This is a genomic window from Rhodococcus sp. NPDC055112, from assembly GCF_053607505.1.
The window spans coordinates 27,120-46,866 of record NZ_JBSGTR010000044.1 but is presented as its reverse complement, the minus strand read 5'-3'; the positions used below and the strand labels follow the sequence as shown (position 1 = coordinate 46,866).

At 71.1% G+C, this 19,747-nt stretch carries 22 protein-coding genes; 11 read left to right on the top strand and 11 right to left on the bottom strand.

Going from position 1 to position 19,747, the window contains the following annotated elements:
- Positions 1–95 precede the first annotated feature (95 nt).
- Positions 96–1,505, bottom strand: a complete 1,410-nt coding sequence (locus ACWFRB_RS18645) for an Rv0361 family membrane protein (protein WP_452642641.1) — start codon at positions 1,503–1,505, stop codon at positions 96–98.
- Positions 1,506–1,565: 60 nt separating this feature from the next.
- Here ACWFRB_RS18645 and ACWFRB_RS18640 point away from each other — a divergent pair, with 60 nt between their 5' ends.
- The 3 genes from ACWFRB_RS18640 (at position 1,566) to ACWFRB_RS18630 (ending at position 4,105) form a co-directional block, all read left to right on the top strand.
- On the top strand, positions 1,566–1,982 hold the full coding sequence (locus tag ACWFRB_RS18640) for a DUF3151 domain-containing protein (protein WP_452642639.1): 417 nt from the start codon (positions 1,566–1,568) through the stop codon (positions 1,980–1,982).
- A gap of 37 nt (positions 1,983–2,019) precedes the next feature.
- On the top strand, positions 2,020–3,114 hold the full coding sequence (locus ACWFRB_RS18635) for an FUSC family protein (protein WP_452642644.1): 1,095 nt from the start codon (positions 2,020–2,022) through the stop codon (positions 3,112–3,114).
- A gap of 70 nt (positions 3,115–3,184) precedes the next feature.
- Positions 3,185–4,105, top strand: a complete 921-nt coding sequence (locus ACWFRB_RS18630) for a cation diffusion facilitator family transporter (RefSeq protein ID WP_452642638.1) — start codon at positions 3,185–3,187, stop codon at positions 4,103–4,105.
- Between the two features lie 7 nt (positions 4,106–4,112).
- On the opposite strand, the gene ACWFRB_RS18625 is transcribed toward ACWFRB_RS18630, so the two are convergent.
- Together ACWFRB_RS18625 and ACWFRB_RS18620 are read right to left on the bottom strand one after the other, a co-directional pair.
- Positions 4,113–5,036 carry an SDR family oxidoreductase gene (locus ACWFRB_RS18625; RefSeq protein WP_452642636.1) on the bottom strand — a complete coding sequence of 308 codons (924 nt, stop codon included), beginning with the start codon at positions 5,034–5,036 and terminating at the stop codon, positions 4,113–4,115.
- Positions 5,033–5,497, bottom strand: coding sequence for a pyridoxamine 5'-phosphate oxidase family protein (locus ACWFRB_RS18620; protein WP_452642634.1), 465 nt, complete (start codon positions 5,495–5,497; stop codon positions 5,033–5,035). The genes ACWFRB_RS18625 and ACWFRB_RS18620 overlap by 4 nt, the downstream gene beginning before the upstream one ends.
- A gap of 63 nt (positions 5,498–5,560) precedes the next feature.
- Between ACWFRB_RS18620 and ACWFRB_RS18615 the strand changes: the two genes are divergently transcribed.
- On the top strand, positions 5,561–6,517 hold the full coding sequence (locus ACWFRB_RS18615; RefSeq protein WP_452642632.1) for a helix-turn-helix transcriptional regulator: 957 nt from the start codon (positions 5,561–5,563) through the stop codon (positions 6,515–6,517).
- Between the two features lie 4 nt (positions 6,518–6,521).
- Here the strand turns inward: ACWFRB_RS18615 and ACWFRB_RS18610 are convergent, their stop codons facing one another.
- Complete coding sequence (locus ACWFRB_RS18610; RefSeq protein WP_452642630.1) at positions 6,522–7,484, bottom strand: DUF389 domain-containing protein; 963 nt, start codon at positions 7,482–7,484, stop codon at positions 6,522–6,524.
- A 97-nt stretch (positions 7,485–7,581) separates the two neighbouring features.
- Here ACWFRB_RS18610 and ACWFRB_RS18605 point away from each other — a divergent pair, with 97 nt between their 5' ends.
- Positions 7,582–8,493, top strand: a complete 912-nt coding sequence (locus tag ACWFRB_RS18605; RefSeq protein ID WP_452642629.1) for an aminotransferase class IV — start codon at positions 7,582–7,584, stop codon at positions 8,491–8,493.
- Positions 8,494–8,563: 70 nt separating this feature from the next.
- On the opposite strand, the gene ACWFRB_RS18600 is transcribed toward ACWFRB_RS18605, so the two are convergent.
- The gene (locus tag ACWFRB_RS18600; RefSeq protein WP_452642627.1) at positions 8,564–9,385 is read right to left on the bottom strand and encodes a class I SAM-dependent methyltransferase; all 822 of its coding nucleotides are present in this window, start codon (positions 9,383–9,385) and stop codon (positions 8,564–8,566) included.
- Between the two features lie 155 nt (positions 9,386–9,540).
- Here ACWFRB_RS18600 and ACWFRB_RS18595 point away from each other — a divergent pair, with 155 nt between their 5' ends.
- From ACWFRB_RS18595 to acpM, 3 genes are all read left to right on the top strand, one after another.
- Positions 9,541–10,212 carry a winged helix-turn-helix transcriptional regulator gene (locus tag ACWFRB_RS18595; RefSeq protein ID WP_452642625.1) on the top strand — a complete coding sequence of 224 codons (672 nt, stop codon included), beginning with the start codon at positions 9,541–9,543 and terminating at the stop codon, positions 10,210–10,212.
- A 67-nt stretch (positions 10,213–10,279) separates the two neighbouring features.
- On the top strand, positions 10,280–11,086 hold the full coding sequence (locus tag ACWFRB_RS18590; protein WP_452642623.1) for a hypothetical protein: 807 nt from the start codon (positions 10,280–10,282) through the stop codon (positions 11,084–11,086).
- A gap of 56 nt (positions 11,087–11,142) precedes the next feature.
- Positions 11,143–11,448 carry a meromycolate extension acyl carrier protein AcpM gene (gene acpM, locus ACWFRB_RS18585; protein WP_452642622.1) on the top strand — a complete coding sequence of 102 codons (306 nt, stop codon included), beginning with the start codon at positions 11,143–11,145 and terminating at the stop codon, positions 11,446–11,448.
- Between the two features lie 61 nt (positions 11,449–11,509).
- Here the strand turns inward: acpM and ACWFRB_RS18580 are convergent, their stop codons facing one another.
- From ACWFRB_RS18580 to ACWFRB_RS18565, 4 genes are read right to left on the bottom strand one after another with little or no spacing between them, the layout of a single operon-like run.
- Positions 11,510–12,433, bottom strand: a complete 924-nt coding sequence (locus ACWFRB_RS18580; protein ID WP_452642620.1) for an alpha/beta hydrolase family protein — start codon at positions 12,431–12,433, stop codon at positions 11,510–11,512.
- A complete protein-coding gene (locus tag ACWFRB_RS18575) occupies positions 12,430–13,602 on the bottom strand; it encodes a thiolase family protein (RefSeq protein WP_452642619.1) in 1,173 nt (390 codons plus the stop codon). Before ACWFRB_RS18575 ends, ACWFRB_RS18580 begins: the two co-directional genes overlap by 4 nt.
- Entirely contained in the window at positions 13,599–14,369 is a 771-nt protein-coding gene (locus ACWFRB_RS18570) for a thioesterase family protein (RefSeq protein ID WP_452642618.1), read from the bottom strand. The genes ACWFRB_RS18575 and ACWFRB_RS18570 overlap by 4 nt, the downstream gene beginning before the upstream one ends.
- Positions 14,366–15,799 carry an MFS transporter gene (locus tag ACWFRB_RS18565; RefSeq protein WP_452642616.1) on the bottom strand — a complete coding sequence of 478 codons (1,434 nt, stop codon included), beginning with the start codon at positions 15,797–15,799 and terminating at the stop codon, positions 14,366–14,368. The genes ACWFRB_RS18570 and ACWFRB_RS18565 overlap by 4 nt, the downstream gene beginning before the upstream one ends.
- Positions 15,800–15,855: 56 nt before the next feature.
- Between ACWFRB_RS18565 and ACWFRB_RS18560 the strand changes: the two genes are divergently transcribed.
- On the top strand, positions 15,856–16,362 hold the full coding sequence (locus ACWFRB_RS18560; protein WP_452642614.1) for a winged helix-turn-helix transcriptional regulator: 507 nt from the start codon (positions 15,856–15,858) through the stop codon (positions 16,360–16,362).
- A gap of 51 nt (positions 16,363–16,413) precedes the next feature.
- Here the strand turns inward: ACWFRB_RS18560 and ACWFRB_RS18555 are convergent, their stop codons facing one another.
- Positions 16,414–17,193, bottom strand: a complete 780-nt coding sequence (locus ACWFRB_RS18555; RefSeq protein ID WP_452642613.1) for a site-2 protease family protein — start codon at positions 17,191–17,193, stop codon at positions 16,414–16,416.
- 123 nt (positions 17,194–17,316) lie between these two features.
- On the opposite strand from ACWFRB_RS18555, the gene ACWFRB_RS18550 reads away from it, so the two are divergent.
- Positions 17,317–18,327 carry a glutamate ABC transporter substrate-binding protein gene (locus ACWFRB_RS18550; RefSeq protein WP_452642611.1) on the top strand — a complete coding sequence of 337 codons (1,011 nt, stop codon included), beginning with the start codon at positions 17,317–17,319 and terminating at the stop codon, positions 18,325–18,327.
- A gap of 1 nt (position 18,328) precedes the next feature.
- Here the strand turns inward: ACWFRB_RS18550 and ACWFRB_RS18545 are convergent, their stop codons facing one another.
- Complete coding sequence (locus ACWFRB_RS18545; RefSeq protein ID WP_452642609.1) at positions 18,329–19,009, bottom strand: hypothetical protein; 681 nt, start codon at positions 19,007–19,009, stop codon at positions 18,329–18,331.
- 184 nt (positions 19,010–19,193) lie between these two features.
- Between ACWFRB_RS18545 and ACWFRB_RS18540 the strand changes: the two genes are divergently transcribed.
- Positions 19,194–19,733: a hypothetical protein gene (locus tag ACWFRB_RS18540; protein ID WP_452642607.1), complete on the top strand. Its 540-nt coding sequence runs from the start codon at positions 19,194–19,196 to the stop codon at positions 19,731–19,733.
- The last annotated feature ends 14 nt before the right edge of the window (positions 19,734–19,747 follow it).

Here is a 19,747-nt window from a genome sequence, read left to right as displayed (position 1 = left end):
CTCCACTTCACGACAGGAGACCTTCGCTGTTCAACGACCAGTCACAGCGTGTCGTCGCAATCCCTCAACCAACCTGCCTGGGCAGTACAGCTAGGTCAGCAGACCTTCCACGCGTCGCCGTCGCGCTGCAGGTTGAACGAGCGCGCCGAGCTCTCGTTCGGGGCCGCGCCGGTGTGGACGGTGGCCTGGGCGATCGCGGTGTCGTCGGTGATCGAGACCGTGTCGATGCTCTCGACGACGGGGATCGACCGCTGGTCGACCGCCACCTTGTACACGTCGGCGAACTCGGCGTCGGGGATCTGCGCGTAGTACGACGCCAGGTCGCCGCAGGAGATCGTCCGCAGGGTCGCGAGATCTCCGCCCTCGATCGCGTCGACGAAGGTGTTGATCGCGGTCTTGACCTGATCCTCCGCCGAGTTGCTGCTGACCGTCGAGGTGAGCAGGTAGGCCCCGCCCGCCGCGGCGGCCAGCACGACGCCGACGGTGACGACGATCGGCCATCGCTTCTTGCCGGTCGACGCGGGCTCCGGGGCGGGGATCTTCGCAGGGCCCGCGACCGGAGGCGCCGGGCGCGGCGGCGCGGACACGGGCGCGCCGCCAGCGGGCGGCCGGACCGTCGGTGCGGGCCGGCCCGGTCCGACCTTGGCTGGCGCGGCCTTGGGCCGCGAGACCTGGGTCGGGGGCACCACGGCGGCGGGCCGCGCGGGTGGCGGCGTGACCCTCGGGAGAGCGACGGTGGCGTCGTCAGGGGTGGCAGGCGGCGGCGTGGCCCTCGGGAGGGCGACGGTGGCGTCGTCGGGGATCCCCGCGGCGGCCGCTGGTGCGGACTCCTGGGCGGCCGTGGGCACGGGCGGGGTACCCGCGGGCACGACCTTGCGCGGTGCTGCCGTCGGAGCCTGCGGCTTCCATGCCGCGCCCGACCTCTCCACCGGCATGGTGACCGCGGCGGATCCGTCGTCCGTGTCCCTGTCCGTGTCCGTGTCCGTCGGCTCGGGCTCGGCCGGTGCGTCGGTTGCCTCGGACACCGTCTCGACGGTGGCCTCGGGTCCTGCAGGCTCGGGCTCGGCGTCGGGCTTGGACCGGGCTTCGGGCTCCGACTCGGGTTCGGGCTCGGACCGGGCTTCGGGCTCGGGCTCCGGCTCGGCTTCGGTCACGGTCTCGACCGGCGCCGGGTTCTCGTCCTTCGTGGTCTGCTCTGCCGGCTCGGATGCGCCTGCCTCCGGCGCGTCGTCCGCCGCATCCTCGTCCGCCGCGCGCTCGTCGGCCTCGGAATGGGCAGCGACCTCGGGCTCGACGCTCGCATCCTCGTCCGCCGGGGTCTCGGCCCCTGTGGTCTCCTGTGCCTCGGCGTCCGTCGTCTCAGGCGTTGTCACCGAGGCTTTTCCGGTGTCAGCTTGGTCCGCGCCGGTCGCTGCCCGGGCGCTGCCGGGTTCCGCGCCCTGGGCGGCAGAGTCCTTGGGTTCCGGGTTCTTGGGGTCCGACACGTCCGCCCTCTCGTTCGACATTCCTGTTCGTGACTGTGGGCAGCCTATCGACCGACCGGTGGTCGGGGCACAATGGTCGGCATGACCTCTTTCGGTGACCTGCTCGGCCCCCAGCCCACCCTGCTGCCCGGAGACGACGACGCGGAGTCCGAACTCCTGAACAAGGCGGACCCCAAGCAGGTTGCCGCCGACCATCCGACGGCGTCCATCGCGTGGGCCTACCTGGCCGAGGCCGCACTGGCCGACGACGAGACGATCACCGCCTACGCGTACGCGCGCACCGGCTACCACCGCGGGCTCGACCAGCTGCGACGCAACGGCTGGAAGGGTTTCGGTCCGGTGCCGTACAGCCACGAGCCGAACCGCGGGTTCCTGCGCTGCGTCGCCGTACTGGCCAAGGCCGCCAACGCGATCGGCGAGTCCGACGAGCACGCCCGCTGCCTGGACCTGCTCGAGGACTGCGACCCCAGGGCCGCCGAAGCACTTGGCCTCGGCTAGCCCTCAATTCTTCACCGCCGACCGGGGCCGCGCTCGACTGAGGGCCTCGGTCAAACGGCTGCGCGGGTCGGCGTTTCCCGTCCTGCAGTGCGCGCTCGCCGCCGGACTCGCCTGGTGGATCGCCAATGACCTGATCCACCACCCGAATCCGTTCTTCGCGCCGATCGCGGCCGTCGTCTCGCTCGGCCTGTCGCTCGGGGCGCGGCTGCGGCGGTCGGTGGAACTGCTCGCGGGTGTCACCGTCGGCATCGGGATCGGTGACCTGCTGATCTCCCAGATCGGCACCGGCGCCTGGCAGATCGTGCTGGTGGTGCTGCTGGCAATGTCGACGGCGATCTTCCTCGACGGCGGGCCGATCATCTCCATGCAGGCCGGCACCTCCGCGGTGCTGGTCGCGACGCTCATCCCGCCCGAACGGGGCGGTGGGCCCGACCGGATGATCGACGCCCTCATCGGCGGCCTGGTCGGGATCCTCGTCGTCGCGTTCGTGCCGACCCATCCGGTGCTCCGGGCGCGGCAGCACGCCGCCGCGATCCTCGGCACCGCGGGGGAGGTGCTGCAGCTGGTGGCGGACGGGCTGGTCGAGAACGACCCGGAACCGATCGTCAAGGCGCTGCAGAAGGCCCGCGACACCCAGTCGGCGATCGATGGGCTCCGGTCCAATCTGGTCGGTGGCAGGGAGATCAGCCGGGTGTCGCCGCTGTACTGGAACTCGCGCGAACGTCTCGCGCGGCTGAGCGCCACCGCCGATCCGATCGACAACGCGATGCGCAACATCCGGGTGCTCGCGCGGCGGTCGCTGACCCTGGTCCGCGACGACGAGATCCTCGATCCACGGTTGGTCGACGAGGTGGAGAAGCTCGCGCAGGCCCTGGAGGTGCTGCGCCGGATGATGCTGGCCGATCCCGGCGAGAAACCCGACCAGGCGGACGCGGCCCGGGTGTTGCGTTCGGTGGCGTCAGGGGCGAAGGCCGAACTGGTGGAGAACGCGGGGGTGTCCGCGACCGTGGTGTTCGCGCAGATCCGCTCGCTGACCGTGGACCTGCTGCAGGTCGCGGGCCTGAAGCGGATTTCGGCCATCGCGACCCTGCCGCCGACGGTCGCGCATCCCTACTATCCGCCGGAGCAGTAGCGGGCGACGATGTAGCCACATATGCGTATGTATGCATATGATGGACGCGAACCGCACGAAGGGGAGCGTCATGGGAGTTGGGCACGGGCACAGCCACGGGGGTGAGCCGACCGCCGCGGGGCCGTCGGCCGGCCGGATCCGCAGGATGGTGATCGCGCTCGTCATCCTGCTCGCGTTCCTCGCGCTCGAGGTCGCGGTCGGCCTGACGATCAACTCGCTCGCCCTCCTTGCGGACGCCGGGCACATGCTCACCGACGTCGTCGGCATGTCGATGGGGCTGGTGGCGTTGCTGCTCGCCAGGCAGGGGTCCAAGGCCGCCGCGCGCACCTTCGGCTGGCATCGCGCGGAGGTGCTCACCGCGATGGCCAACGCGGTGCTGCTGCTGGCCGTCGCGGTGTGGGTGATGTACGAGGCGATCGGACGGATCGGTGACGCCCCCGAGGTGCCCGGCCTGCCGCTGATGCTGACGGCGGCCGCCGGGCTTGGGGCCAACATCGTGGTGATGCTGATGCTGCGTGCCGATGCCAAGGGCTCCATCGCGGTCCGCGGTGCCTACCTCGAGGTGCTCGCGGACGCCGTCGGCAGTGTCGGCGTCCTCATCGCGGGCGCGGTGGTGTTGGTGTTCAACTGGCCGTACGCCGACATCGTGGTTGGCGTGCTGATCTCGCTGTGGGTGGTGCCCCGCGCGATCAAGCTCGCGGGCGCCGCGCTGCGCATCCTCACCCAGGCCTCGCCCGCGCACGTCGACGTCGACGCCGTCGAGGCGGATCTGCGCGCCCTGCCCGGGGTTTCGGACGTGCACGACCTGCACGTGTGGACGCTGACCACCGGCATGGACGTCGCGACCGTGCACCTGACCACCGAGGCGGATTCACGGCAGGTGCTCGGCGCGGCGAAGGTGGTGCTCGACGCGCACGGGCTCGGCCACGCGACCGTGCAGGTCGAGTCGGGGGCCGAGGGGAGCCACTGTCAGGAGAACCTCACCTGGTGACGCCCGGCTAGCGGTAGCCGTCGGTGTTCGCGGGCAGGTCCCTGTCCTGCACCTCGACGAGGTAGCGCCAGCAGTCCGGCCGCGAGCCGTCCACGTCGGTGAAGCCGTACCGCCGGGCCAGTTGCCCGCTCGAGACCACGGCTCCGCTGAACTGCATGACGTCGGGGTCGGCGGCCAGCGCGGCGACCGCCCGGCCGACGAAGGTCGGCGACTCGGAGATGGCGAAATGCGGTTCCCGGTCGAGCGCCTCGCGCCAGTTGTCCTCGGTCACGCCGAAGATCTCCAGCATCGTCTCCGACCGAAGCCAGCCGGGGGTGACGGCGACCGCCGCGCCGCCCAGCGGGGCCAGTTCGTGGGCCTGCGCGGTGGTCATCCGCTGCACCGCGGCCTTGACCAGGTCGTAGTAGAAGCCCACCTGGTGCCTGTAGGCGACGTTGTATTCCGCTGTGCCGTCGGTCATCTCGATGACCAGGCCACCGGGTCGGCGGATCAGCAGGGGCAACGCGACATGGCTCGTGATCGCGTGGGTGTCGATGCCCATCCGCAGCATGCGCAGTCCGCCGTCGAGGTCGTGCTCCCAGAGCTTGGTGCCGAACTGCGCGTATCTGTCCCCGCCGAAGATGTCGTTGACCAGGACGTCGAGCCGGCCGTGCTCGGTGTCGATGCGGGCGATCAGGGCGCGCACCTGGTCCGGGTCGAGGTGGTCGACCCGCAGCGCGACACCGTCACCGCCGGCCGCCGCGATGAGATCACCTGTCTCCTCGATGGTCTCGGGCCGGTCGATCTCCGACCGGCCCACCTCGCGGCTGCTGCGTCCGGTCGCGTAGACGGTCGCTCCTGCGCGGGCCAGCTCGACCGCGATGGCGCGGCCTGCGCCCCGGGTCGCACCCGCGACCAGCGCCACCTTTCCGGTCAGGTCCGGCGCGCTCATCGGCTGCGCCTCGTGACGCCCGCGCCGGGCCGCCACAGGTCGACGTGCAGCCGGTCCTCCGAGACCGTCGTCAGGACCGCCTCCTCGACACCGAGCTCGAAGATCTGCGCCTCGTCGCCGGGATTCTGGTCGTAGCTCTCGAGGATGGCCTTCTTCTCGTTTCCGAACAGCTCGCGGGCCCGGCCGGAGATCTTCGCGTCGCCGCCCTCCATGGAGTGGTGGCCCGGATTCGTATGCAGCGAGTAGCGCGGGTCGCGGTGTAGATCACGCACCTTCATCGCGCCCGGCATCGACCCGAGGACAAGCAGTCCATGGAAGGTCTCCACCTCGGTGCCGCTGACCCGAGGGGATCCGTCGGCCCGCAGCGTCGCGAGGACGTGATGCTTGTGTGCGCGCAGCCGCGCTTCGATGCGTTCGGGCAGTGTCGGGGCCTCGTCGACGAACTGTTGCCAAGTTGTCATGCCGACCAGTGTGCACCCGAATCCCTGACATCTTCTGTCAGTGATTCCAGATAGACTCGGGCGGTGCGTTCCAGTCGGTTGCTCGACCTCATGCTGCGGCTGCAGGGTGGGCCGGGGAGCACCGCCGAGCGGCTGGCCGAGCAGCTGGAGGTTTCGGTGCGCACCGTGTACCGCGACGTCGCGGCGCTGCAGGCCGCGGGCGTACCGATGTGGACGGAGAGCGGTCCGGGTGGCGGCATCCGGCTCCTCGACGGCTGGCAGTCCAAGCTCAGCGGGATGACCGGTGTCGAGACATCCGCGCTCATGCTGCTCGGCGTCCCCGGCCTGGCGGCGGACCTGGGCCTGGGGGAGCAGACGGCCGCCGCGGAGGCCAAACTCCTTGGCGCGATGCCACTTCCGCTGCGTGCGGGTGCCGAGCTCTGGCGCAGCCGCCTGCACGTGGACGCCCCCGGCTGGTTCGGGCGGGCGGCGAACGCGCCGCACCTGGCGACGGTGGCACGGTCGGTGCTCGACGGCCGACGACTGCGGATCGGCTATCGCCGGGGCGGCCGGGAGGCGACCCGCACCCTCGACCCCCTCGGGCTGGTGGCGAAGGCGGGCGTCTGGTACCTCGTCGCCGGGCACCGCGGCGCCACGCTGTCCTTCCGGGTCTCGCGGATCGGTGCCGCCGTGGTCCTCGACGAGGACGCCCGGCGGCCGGACGACTTCGACCTAGCGGCGTGGTGGGCGCGGTCGGCCGCCGAGTTCGACCGGTCGCTGCTGCGGTACCCGTGCCGGGTGCGGCTCGCGCCCGCGGCGTGGCGATCGCTGCCCGCGGCGATCGGCACGGAGGCCGCGCGGGTGACCCCTGGCCCGGCGGACGCGGAGGGCTGGGTCGAGGTGGCACTGCTGCTCGAGTCGGAAGAGGTTGCGGTGCACCAGCTGACGGCGCTCGGCGCGGGAGTGGAGGTGCTGGAGCCGGACTCGCTGCGCGCGGGCCTGCGCGAGATCGGCGCGGGGATGGCACGCCGGAACGGCTGACGGTTCAGAGCATTCGGCGGACCCGGTCGAGCGCACGGGCCCGGCGCACCGACACCCGCGTCCACAGTGCCTGTTGAATCGTCAGCGTCGCCCAGCCTGCCATCGCCATGCCGGACAGGTTCAGCAGCAGCTGCAGCGAACTGCCCCAGATCTCGTGGGTTGCCCCGAAAGCCAGGGCCAGACCCACATTTCCCGCCGCCGGCACCGTCGTCACGGAGATGAACACCCCGGCCAGCCCGGCCGACTTCGCCGAGGTCAGCGACAGCACCCCGGCCGCCGCCGCGATCACCGCCACGATGAACGACCACTTGTCCGGGCTGTAGATGAACGCGGTGTCGGGCCGCGGACCGGTGACGTCGTCGATAGTCACCCAGCCCAGCCCCCTGCCGACCAGCGCGAGGATCGCCGTGACCGCGATCGCGACCACGAACCCGACGACGAGGGTGCGGACCGCGAGCGCGAGCAGCACCCACCTGCGCCGCACCAGCGCGACCCCGAGCGCGGCGATCGCCCCGAACTCCGGCCCCAGCACCATCGCCCCGATCACCAGGATCTGCGAGTCGGTGATGATCGCGATCGCCGCCAGCAGGGTCGCAAGGGACATGAAGCTCAGGTAGGTCCAGTTGAGCTCGGTCTCCTCGTAGGAGCGCTGTGCGACCTCCGCCCACACCACGGAGTCCGCGCTGCTGCCCGGGGTGCGCAGCTCGGCGTCGAATCCGCTGCGGGAGAGCCACGCGTTGACCGGTTCGATCTCGATGCTGCCGCGGTGGTGCAACCCGGTGGCCCGCAGGTCGTCGATCACGTCGTTGGCCGCCTCACGGGCGATGTCGGCATACACCACGTCGCCCTCCGGACGCAGCGAGGCGCCGCGCATCACCGCGAGGCCGCTGACGGCCGGTTCCGCGTCGAGGATCCGGAGGGCCTCGTCGGTCAGGTCGCTCGGCGCCAGGATCCGCAAATGGAGCATGCGGACAGTCTGCCGGGAGGCCCGCGGAAGTCGCGGGAGGCAGCAGGCATGAAATTCGGTTTCCCGGGCACCGGCGTGGTCGATAGCATGGCGTGCCATGGCTACCCCACATCCCCGCGTGTACTTCGGTGACAAGATCGTGGACGTCGCGGAGGCGACGCTCGGCGTCGCCACCTCGGCCGTGCTGTACGGGCTGAGCGTGTACACGGTGTTCCCGGTGCAGGTCGATGGGTCCCGGCGCAGCGCGTTCCGGCTGCGTGACCATTTCCAGCGGATGGTCGAGTCCTGCAAGATCATCGGGATGGATCGGTTCGCCGACGAGTGGGACTACGACCGATTCGTCTCGGTGGCAACCGAACTCGTCGCCGCGAATGCGCCGACCGAGGATGTGTTCGTCCGCGCCACCGTGCACGTCGACGAGTCGATCGCGGGCACCAGGGTGCGCGGCTGCCACACCACCGTCAGCATGTTCGTCTACGACGCGGTGCCGATCGTCCCGCAGGACGGCATGCGGCTCAAGACCAGCACCTGGCGCCGGATCCCGGACGACGCCATCCCGTCTCGCGCCAAGGTCAACGGGGCGTACGTGAACTCGGTGCTGGCCAAGCAGGACGCCATCGACGCCGGCTACGACGACGCGATCTTCCTCGACGGGAACGGCCACGTCTGCGAGCTCAGCGCCGCCAACATCTTCCTGGTCCGCGGCGGCACCCTGATCACGCCTGACGTGTCCTGCGACATCCTCGACGGCATCAACCGTCGGACCCTGCTCACCCTCGCGGCCGAGGACGGCATCCCCGTCGTCGAGCGCACCGTCGACCTCACCGAGCTGTACATCGCGGACGAGGTGTTCGTCACCGGCACCTCCGCGGGCGTGGCCCCGGTGACCGAGGTGGACGGCCGGGTGGTCGGCGATGGCACCGCAGGACCGATCGGTCAGGCCCTGCGTAAACGGCACGCGGCGGCCCTGCGCACCGACGAGCTGCACGGCTGGGTCACGGAGCTGTAGGCGCCTGCGGCGCCCGTGCGCGGTTGGCGAGTGTGTGGACTCGTCAACCGCGCACAGGCGGCGGAGCCGCTCACTTCTTGACGGCGGTGAGCAGCAGGTACTCCCACTCCATGGTGCCGTCGCCGCGGTCGTGGCGTCGGCCCAGCTCGGCCAGCTCGCGGTCAAGGGCCTCGACGCGCTCGGGGTCGTCGGCGATCGCCCGGTACACCGCGATCGTCGGGCCGTAGCAGGCCTTGAAGAAGTCGCGGAACTGCTCGGCTGTGTCGAAGCAGTCGACGGTCAACCGCTCGCGGCGCGCCACGACCTCGGTCACGCGGTCGCCGAGGAGGGCGCGCACGTGCTCCTCGCTGCCCCACAGCGGCGGCGGCTGCGCGCCTGCGGGCGGCGGGGGAGCGTACGGCTTCATGGTGGCGAACATCTGGCCGATGAAGCCCTCGGGCGTCCAGTTGATCAGGCCGAGCGTGCCGCCCGGTCGGAGGACGCGGACGAGCTCGTCGGCGCTCGGCTGGTGGTGGGGCGCGAACATCACACCGACGCACGAGATCACGGCGTCGAACTGGTCGTTCGTGAACGGCAGCGCCTCCGCGTCGGCCTCGCGCCAGTCCAGCGTCAGGCCCAGCGACTCGGCCTGTTGACGGCCCGACTCGAGCAGCTCGGGGGTCAGGTCCGAGGCGACGACGGCGGCGCCGAGCCGGGCGGCGGGGATCGAGGCGTTGCCGGAACCGGCCGCGACGTCGAGGACCCGGTCGCCCGCCTTGATGCCGCAGGCCTCGACCAGGCTCGGACCGAGGGCCGCGATGACATCGGCGGCGACCGACGGGTAGTCGCCAAGCGCCCACATGGCGCGATGCTTGGCCTTGATGTCGGGGGCGGCGGTGGTGTGTGTGCTCATGGAATTTCTCCTCGTGTGTGGTGGTGCTTCCAGCGTCGGTCCATCCGGGCGCGCGCTCCAGTCCCAGATCTGAACCACCGGCGGTTCACGATCTGTACTGGCGTCCTGGCCGGGCCAGGCGTGTACTGGTCAGGGGGGTAACCGAGGAGGAAGCCGTGTCGGAATACGGCCAGTTCTGCCCGGTGGCGAAGGCCATGGAGCTGCTCGACGAGCGCTGGACCATGCTCGTGGTGCGCGAGTTGCTGGCCGGCAGCACCCACTTCAACGACCTGCGGCGGGGCAATCCCAAGATGTCGCCCGCGCTGCTGTCCAAGCGGCTGCGGACCCTCGAGCGGGCCGGGGTGGTCCGGCGGACCGTCGAGGACGGCCGGAGTAGCTACACCCTCACCCCGTGCGGCGAGGAGCTCGGCGGCGTGGTCGAGGCGCTCGGGGCGTGGGGCGTGCGCTGGATCGGCGAGCTCGGCGAGGAGGACCTGGACCCGCACCTGCTGATGTGGGACATGCGGCGGACGGTGCCGATCGACAGGTGGCCGCGCGGTCGCACCGTGGTGGCCTTCGAGTTCGACGACGTCGCCGCCCGCGCCGGGCGGTGGTGGCTCTGTGTCACGGGCGATGAGGCCGACGTCTGCGACTACGACCCGGGCTTCGAGGTGACCGCCACGGTCGCCACCGGCCTGCGCACCCTCATCGAGGTCTGGCGCGGGGACCGGTCCTGGGAGCAGGCGCTGACGTCGGGGCGGGTCACCATCTCCGGGCCGAGCTCCGCGGCGAGGGAGGTGCCCGCGTGGCTGGGGCAGATGAACCTGGCCGCGACCGTCAGGCCGTAGTGTCCGACGAAATGTCCAAGTGTCCAATCCGCTGGACACTTGGACGCGGGCGTGCCATGCTGCGCCGGTGCAAGATCATCATTCGTTCCGGGTAGGCGTCTCCGCGGAGGCCGCTCGGCTCGCCCGGGAACGGGCGGAGATCGCCGATGCCACGTACCGGAGTGTGATCGCCGAGGCGATCGCGGTCATGCGTGCCGAGGGGTTGAGCGACCGCAGGATCGCGGCGGAACTGGACGTCAGCAAATCGTCGATCCGGGCGATGGCGATCGGTCCCGAGGTCGGCGACGAATCCGCGGCCGGTCAGATCGAGGTGCTCAGGTTCGGGGTGTGGGTCGACGTCGCGGGCATGTCCGGGCAGCACTTCATCATCGAGGAAGACCAGCTCGTCAGTCACGAACGGATGGCCCGCCACGGCATCGACGCCGAGCTCCTCCGCTCGGCCGGCCTCGCCGACACCGCCGCTCGGGAGTATCTGCAGGTGACAACGGGCCAGCGGATCCTCGTGTACTCGCAGGAACGGTGGAAGGGCAGGCCCGACGGGGCGACCGAGGACGGTTGGGATCGGCGAGGTCGCTACCTCATCGAACGCTGCCCCGGGCCGGCGGACGGGCGATGCTCGGACAGCCACACGCCGCTCCTGCTCGATGAGATCGGGCTCAGGGACGGCGATGACCTCTTCGGAACCGGCTGGCCCGGTCGGCGTCCGACCGCACATCAGGTGTGGAAGCTGCTCACCGCGGCAATCGAAGAGACCTACGGGATCTTTGATCCCTCCTATCCGGAACTCGAGCGGCGGCGACGGCCGGGAACGACGCCGCGCTACCAGGCGCGACCAGGAAACGGTGCGCCCGTGACCGATTCCCGTCGACGCTGATCCACCCGAAATCATCCGCTCAACTGAAGCGGTGCACGTGAGAAAGGGAGCCAGAAGTGGCAACACAGGAAGAACTCGTTTCGGGAATCGCCGAGATCATCGAGGAGGTCACCGGAATCGAGCCATCCGAGGTGACGATCGAGAAGTCCTTCGTCGACGATCTCGACATCGACTCGCTCTCCATGGTGGAGATCGCGGTCCAGACCGAGGACAAGTACGGCGTGAAGATCCCCGATGAGGACCTTGCAGGCCTCCGGACCGTCGGCGATGCTGTCGACTACATCCAGAAGCTGGCGGCTCAGGATTCGGAAGCCGCGGAGGCGATCCGGGCGAAGATCGAAGCCGAGACCGACCGCGCCTGATCGGCGACCCGGGAAGGATCTGCCCCGGAAACCGGGGCAGATCCTTCCCACAGGTGGGTGCTCAGGCCTCGGCCCGCCGTTCGGTGGCCGCCTGCCACGGGTTCACCCCGCGGTGCAGCCACTCGGCGGTGCCACGCCAGAACCCGTCCCGGTGCCGGTCGTGGAAGAGCCCGAAGTGCCCGATCTCCTCGTGGCCCAACAGTTTCGGGTTCAGTTCCACCCTGGTGCGGTCGCTGCCCCGGTAGTACCGGAGGGTCCGCTCGAGGGCGGCGGGGGTGCCGAACTCGTCGTCGCTGGTGGCCACCGCCAGGATCGGTGCCCGCATTGCCGCGAACCGGCGCCGCACCTCGGCTCGGTCGCCGCGCGGATAGCTGGACTCCATCGCGGACCGGCGGAAGGCCCACTCGTGGGCCACGCCCGCGGGCAGGTCCTCGAGCCAGCCGAGCCGGCGGCCGGGGAAGTACCCGTACGCGGCGGTGAGCGCCGGCATCGCCAGGTGCCACTTCGCGAGCAGGCCGATCCGGCTCCGGCGCGCGTAGTCGCGCCAGTACGCGTACTGGGCTCCGACGGTGAGCATCCGGTCCACGTGCACCGCACCGTCCGCGAACCCGGGCAGGAACCCGCCGATGCTGTGCCCGACCACGGCCAGCGGCCGGTCCGGTTCCTGCGTCCGCGCGAAGGCCACCGCCGCGTCGAAGTCCTGATCGCCCCACGCTCGCCATGCGATCGCCGCGCCGCGCAGCGTGCCGGGCGGCCGGGACTCGCCGATGCCGCGGTAGTCGTAGGTGAGTACCGGCGAGCCGAGCTCGGCCAGGAACCGCGCGTACCGGTGGTAGTAGCGGGCCAGCACCCCGGTGGCGCAGTTGACGATCACCATCGGCGCGTCCGTGCCCGCGATCGCGGGGTCGAACAGGTGCCCGCCCAGCACGACACCGTCCCGGCATCCGAAGGTGACGGGACGGGTCGTGACCTCGGTTGATGTCACGCCAGCCGCTCGATCACCGTCGCATTCGCCATGCCGCCAGCCTCGCACATGGTCTGCAGGCCGTAGCGGGCGCCACGTTGTTCCAGCGCGCCGACGAGGGTGGTGAGCAGGCGCGCCCCGCTGGCGCCGAGTGGGTGACCGAGGGCGAGTGCGCCGCCGTGCACGTTGACCCGGTCGAGGTCGGCGCCGGTCTCCCTGGCCCAGGCCAGCACCACCGAGGCGAAGGCCTCGTTCACCTCGAACAGGTCGATGTCCGCCAGCGCGAGCCCGGCCCGCCGCAGCACCTTCTCGGTGGCCGGGATGATCGCGGTGAGCATGTACAACGGGTCGTCGCCCGCGACCGCGAAGCTGTGCAGCCGTGCCAGCGGGGTGAGCCCGAGCCGGGCCGCGGTCTCGCTGGTGGTGATGAGCACCGCGGCGCTGCCGTCGCTGAGCGGGCTCGAGTTGCCCGCGGTCACACTCCAGTCGATCTGCGGGAACCGCTGCGCCGCGGCCTCGTTCGCGAACGCCGGGCGCAGCCCCGCCATCGACTCGAGCGTGCCTCCCGGCCGGACCGCCTCGTCGATGCCGAGCTCTGGCAGCGGGGCGAGTTCCTTCGCGAACGCGCCGCCGATCGTCGCGGTGTGTGCCTTGGCGTGGCTGCGCAGCGCGAACTCGTCCATCTCGGCGCGGGCGATGCCCCACCGCGCGGCGATCAGTTCGGCGCTGATGCCCTGGGGCACAAGCCCGTCCGGATAGCGCTCGGCGAACCGGGTGCCGCGCGGATCGACGCCGGCGCCGATGTTCGATCCCATGGGGGTGCGGCTCATCGACTCCACGCCACAGGCGATCACCACGTCGTAGGCGCCGGAGATGACGCCCTGAGCGGCGAAATGCACGGCCTGCTGGCTGCTGCCGCACTGCCGGTCGATCGTGGTGCCGGGCACCGATTCGGGGAAACCCGCGGCCAGCAGTGCGGTGCGGGTGATGTTGGCGGCCTGCTGGTCGACCTGGGTGACGCACCCGCCGATCACGTCGTCGACGAGCGCCGGGTCGATCCCGGTGCGGTCGACGAGCGCGGTCAGGCTGTGCGCGAGCAGGTCCACCGGATGGATCCCGTGCAGGGCGCCGCGCGGCTTGCCCTTGCCGATCGGGGTGCGGACGGCGGCCGCGATGACGGCGTCTCTCATGACTGCTCCTTCGTGGTGGTGCCGCCGAGGATTCGGCGGAGCTGGCGGGCCTGACCGGCGAGTTCACCTGTCGCGGTGTGTAGTTCGGCCTCGTCGACGCACAGGTCGTCGGTCGCCCACGCGGTGCGGTGCCGCAGCCGGTACCAGCGCGTGGGGGGCGTGCCGGGCGGAAAGTGGGCGCTGAACTCGATGGTCGGAATCGGAACGGGCGCGGTGCGGGTGGCGTACAGGCCCGGCGGCAGAGCGTCGAGCAGCACGGCCGCGACCTCCTGCGGGGCGAGGTCGATGGCGGCGGTCAGGCGGATCCAGACGTCGAACTCCGGTGTCTCACCGCCCGCGAACGGCCGCGCCGAGTTGATCGGCCGGATGTCGAGGTATTGCGAGAACGGCACGAAGTCGACGGGGATCTCCAGCGGGGGAAGGTGTTCCGGATCCACTTCGGGCATGGCCACGGGTCCGGGTGGCCAGGCCATGGTGGTGCCGGGGGACCGGGCCAGCCGGACGACCGCTGTCGCGGCGTCGCCGAGGCGCGCCCGGACGCCGGCCGAGCGTCCACCCCTGAGCACCTCCGTGTCGACGGTGAACGGGCCGGCGGCGACCGGGGCGTACAGGTGGGCGGTGACCGCGACGGGGGTGGCGTCGAGCGCGCGGGAGGCGCCGCGGAGCAGTGCCGCGACGACCAGGCCCCCGTGGATGCCGCCGAATCCCCGCCACGAGTCGTCGAAGGTCGTCGGGAACGCGGTGTTCGTGGTGGTGGTGGTGGTCATCGCAATGCCTCTGCGGTTTCGGTTGTCGGGTGGACGGGGGAATCGGTGGAATGTGCCCGCGCGGTGATGCCGAGCGCGGCGGCTGCCGCGAGCACCGAGACCCCCGCGACGGCCCACCAGGAATGCGTGAAAGCCGTTCGAGCGGAATCGAACCCGATGGGCGTGCCCAGGATGGCGACGAGGGCGCTGATGCCGACGACCGCGCCGATCTGCCGGTGCATGGTGACCACGGCGCTGCCGGTGGCCGCGCGGTCCTGAGGCAGTCCGGCGGTGGCGGTGGCCAGGATGGTCGGCAGGGCCAGGCCGACACCGACGCCCGCGATCAGCCAGCCGGGCAGGATCTGCGCCGCGTAGGCCGGCTCCGGTCCGACGGAGGCCGCGATGAGCACAGCGCCGCCGCCCCAGAGCAGGCAGCCGAGCGCGGCGATCCGGCCGGCGTCGATCCGGGAGGCGAGCCGCTGCGCGACGATCGCGAACACCGGCACCATCAGCGGGCCAGGCGCGATGGCCATGCCTGTGCGCAGCGCCGAGTAGTCCCAGACCGTCTGCATCCAGAGGATGGTCGCCAGCAGCGCGGCGGCGAACCCGGCGTTGAAGAGCAGCATCGCGGCGTTGGACCACGCGAAGCTGCGCACCCGGAGCATGGCCGGGTCGAGGATCGGCGCGCCGCCGCGACCGTTGCGGATCCAGAACGTCGCACCCGACACCAGGGCGACCGCGAGCGCGCCAAGGACCCCCGCGCTGGACCAGCCCCAGTCGGGCCCCTTGACCAGCGCGAGAGCGAGCGCCCCGACCGCCGCGGTGAGCAGGGCGGCGGCGAGGACGTCGGGATGGTCGGCGTCGCGGTCGCGGGACTCGGGGATGGAGCGGGCCGCGAGCACCAGGAACGCGATCCCGATCGGGACGTTGATCAGGAACACCCAGCGCCAGGAGGCGGCGACCAGGATGCCGCCGATCACGGGGCCCGCGGCGGCGGCGACTGCGCCGGCGGCGGCCCAGATGCGGACAGACGCCGAGCGGCGCTCGGCGGGCAGGACGGTGAGGATCAGGGCGAGGCTGGCCGGGGTGAGCAGCGCGGCACCGATGGCCTGTGCGGCGCGGAAACCGATGAGCGACCACAGGTTCGGAGCCAGCGCGCAGGCCGCGCTCGCCGCGACGAACAGCCCGAGCCCGAGCAGGAAGCCGCGCCGTCGGCCCACCTTGTCGGCCCAGCGTCCGAGCGGGATCAGCAGCGCGGCGTAGAGAATCGCGTAGCCGTTGAGGATCCAGCTCATGTCCGCGAGCGAGTGGCCCGTGAAGTCGGCGCCGATCTCGTCGAACGCCACGTTGACGACGAACAGGTCGAGGCCGGCCAGGAAGCTGGCGCCGCAGAGCGCGAGGAGGACCGGGCCAGGGCGGAGCGGTCGCGATAGCTGACTATGGAGTTCCATAGTCAGCACGCTACGAGCTGACTATGGATTACGCAAGCCAGGGGTACGATGGGGCCATGGGAGCGATTCACCTGGAGGGTGTGCTGGCCGACCGGGACGCCTGGCGGGCCACGCGATGCTCGATCGGCAAGGCGATGGAGGTCATCGGCACCCGGTCGGCGATGCTCATCATGCGAGAGGCCTACTACGGCACCACGCGATTCGACGACTTCGCGGCTCGCGTCGGGATCACCGAGGCGGTCGCGTCGGCGCGGCTGCGCGAGCTCGCCGAGGCCGGCCTGCTCGAGCGCAGCCCCTACCGCGAGCCGGGGCAGCGCACCAGGCACGAGTACCTGCTCACCGAGATGGGGCGCGATCTGCTGCCCGCGGTGCTGGCGCTGATGCAGTGGGGCGACAAGTACCTGCAGGACGGCAGGGGCGCGCCGCTGGACCTGGTCGAGAACGACACCGGCGAGCCGGTGCGGGTGGAGGTGCGCGGCGAGTCGGGACGCGCGATGCCGATCGAGGGGCTGCGGATCCGCCCGGGCGAGCAGTACCGCGCTAGCCGGCTACGCCGCCCGTGAGTGCTCGACGAGTCCCTGCACTCACCAAGCGCGCACGGGCGGCGGAGCCGCCTACAGCCAGAAGCGCATCAGGTAGTTGCCGTACTGCGCCCAGATCTCCGGCACCCCGGACAGGCCGAACAGCCAGTAGATGGCGTCGAAGAACACCCGGTTGACCGACGGCACGAACAGGAATGCCACCAGGAACAGGATGCCGAGGCCCTTGTACTGGTCCAGGGCGCGACGGGTCTTCGGGGACAGCGACGGCTCCAACGCCCCGTACCCGTCCAGCCCCGGCACCGGGAGCAGGTTCAGCACCGTCGCCATCACCTGCAGAAACGCCAGGAAGCTCAGGCCGTACCAGAACACCCTGTGTTCGCTGCCGACGCCGAACAGCCGGATGACCACCAGCAGCACCACCGCCGCGGCGGCGTTGACCGCCGGACCGGCCAGTGAGATCTGCCGCTGCACCCGGGTAGGCAGGCCCGCGGTGCGCAGATAGACGGCGCCGCCGGGCAGCCCGATGCCGCCGAGCGCGATGAACAGCACCGGCAGCCCGATCGAGAGCAGCGGGTGGCTGTACTTGAGCGGGTTCAGCGTGAGGTACCCGCGGGCCTCCACCTCGTCGTCGCCGTGCCGCCACGCGGTGTAGGCGTGGCCGAACTCGTGCAGGCACACCGTCACCACCCAACCCGCGATGACCAGCAGGAAGACACCGAAGTGCGCGAGCGTCGAGCGGGGCGCGGCGTTCCAGGAGAGCGCGCCGCCGAGCACGGCGAGCGCGAGCACGCCGTAGAAGACCGGGCTCGGGCGAATCGCGACCCTCCGAGTGGGGGCGCCGGGAAAGGTCATGCGCCCAGTATCACCCGCATCCGTGTCGCGGCCGGCGAGGTGCGGCCGGATTCCTTCCGCTCGGCGCCCCCGAGCGGAAAGATGACGGGTACGAACGTCGACCATTGCCCAGCTGGGGGTGTGATGTCGAGACGAGGAACGGGACACCCGCCGCACCTCCTCGCACTGGTGCTCGCGGTGGGTGTGCTGCTGGCCGCCACGGGCTGCTCATCGGGTTCCCCCGACAGGCAGCCGACGGTAACCCCCACGTTCGGCCCGCCACTGCCGGGCGGCGCGCAGGTCCTCGAACCGGTCAGCGGGGAGCCCTCGAGCGCGCAGGCGCCGACGAGCTGCGACGCGACCGCCAGCCTGCGGCCCGGACCGCCGACGACGCCGGGGGCGATGCCGCCGGGCGGTTCGCTTGCCCGCATCGTCGAACGCGGCAGGCTGATCGTCGCGGTCGACCAGTCCACGAACCTGTTCAGCTTCCGCGATCCGGATTCGGGTCAGATCGCGGGGTTCGACGTCGATGTCGCGCGCGAGATCGCCCGCGACATCTTCGGGGACCCGTCGAAGGTCGAGTTCCAGATCCGCGACACCGTCGACCGGGAGCCCGCGCTGCGGGACGGTTCGGTGGACCTCATCGTGAACGCCATGACGATCACCTGTGACCGTGCGGAGCGGATCGCCTTCTCGACCGTCTACCTGAACGCCGCGCAACGGATACTGGTGACCGAGGGGTCGGGAATCGGTGGCGTCGCGGATCTCGCGGGCAAGCGGGTGTGCACCGTCCCCAACACCACCTCGCTGGCCAACCTGCAGCGGATCCAGCCCGCCGCCACCGTCCTCGCCACCGAAACCTGGGCGGATTGTCTCGTCGCACTGCAACAACGGCAGGTGGACGCGGCCACCGCGGACGACACCCAGCTGGCGGGTCTCGCGGCGCAGGACCCGTACCTCGAGATCGTCGGGGACAGCCTGGAACCCGAGCCGTACGGCGTCGGGGTCAACATCGCGGACGAGGAACTTGTCCGCTTCGTCAACGGGACGCTCGAGCGGATGCGTTCGGACGGGACCTGGACGAAGCTGTACGACCACTGGCTGTCGGTACTCGGGCCCGCACCCGCGCCGCCCGAACCGCGATACCGCGATTAGCTCAGCGGACGAGTAACCAGTCCTGCGGATGCCGATAGAAGCTGCACCGCTTCAGCGAGCGAGGCGTGGTGACGCCGTCCCTGGTGACGACCGCGGCCGTCGAGCCCGTCTGTACGGCGCGTGCGCTGGTCCATCTCGGGCCGAGGAATCCCCAGCCGCGGCCGACGGTGGCCCGGACGCCAGGAGCCGCCAGGGTCGGTGCGACCCGCACCGATCGGACGGTCCCGGAGAACAGTCGGGTCGAGTCCGCGTAGGTCTCGCCGACGAGCTCGCCGCCCTCCGGTCCGGTGATGGAGGCGAGCCCGACCAGCGCGGTGCCCGAGTCGTCCCGCACCAGCGGTAGCGCCGCGGCCCGCCCCTGTACGGCCAGGTCGGCGGCGGGGGAGCCGGTCGGGAGCCGGTACAGCCGGGTTGCCGCGGTTCTCGTCGCCGTGACGTAGGCCAGCTCGACGGACAGCCGCTCGCTCCGCATCAGCCGGGTCAGCGCCGCGGCAAGGGCGGCGTCCTCGCCGACGACGATCAGTCGGGGCGCGGACGTGGACCGCTCGCCCAGCTCGTCCAGCCGGGGGAGCAGCTCGTCGAAGTCCGGCTTGCTGGGGACGGCGGGCGCGGTGACCGTGGCGAGCTCCGCCAGCCGGGGCGGGATGGGCGCGTCACCGCAGGCGAGCACGAGACAGGTCAAGGTTCTGCTCCCGGTTCGGGTCGGCGGTCGACCGGAGGTCACATTCGTACAACCAGACGATACGAAGGTGTCATTCGGTCGACCAAACCGGGCACGCGGACATAACGAGTACCCCACTACTCGTGTCATCGGCCCGTCCCGGCAATAGCGTCGAAGTCAGCCGACCAACCGACCGGAGATCCCCATGCAGATCACGATGCCGACGACTCGCGACCACCCCGACACCCTTGCCCGAACCATCCGGTTCTGCAGGTCAGGTCTCGTCGCCGCGGCGGCCGAGCTGCGCGGTGACGGCGATGCCGGACGCGCCGCGGACCTCGAGGCGGCTCGGCAACTGCTCGACCTCGGGATCGGGCAGATGTGCACGCCGTCCGGGCTGAACTCCCGGCGCTTCCAGGTGCAGCCGCGCGGTCTGCGGATCGGCAGGGCCAGGACCGACCGGCTCGTCGCGCGGGCCGACACCCTGCGGTTCACCGTGGATCTGCCGACGGGTTCCGGCCCGGAATCGTGGGACGAGACGCTCGCCGTGACCTGGTTCAACATGGCCACCCTCGAGGGCGGAACGCACCCGCTCGACCACTTCACGGCCGAGAACCCACCGGAGCCGGCAAGCCGCTCGGCGCTGGTGCGGACCGGAGTCGGGGTGATCGTCGCCGCGATCGACGGCTCGGATGACGACGGGGGCCCTACGCATCGGCCCGGGTTCGTTCTCATCGCGGAGTAACAGCACTCTCATCA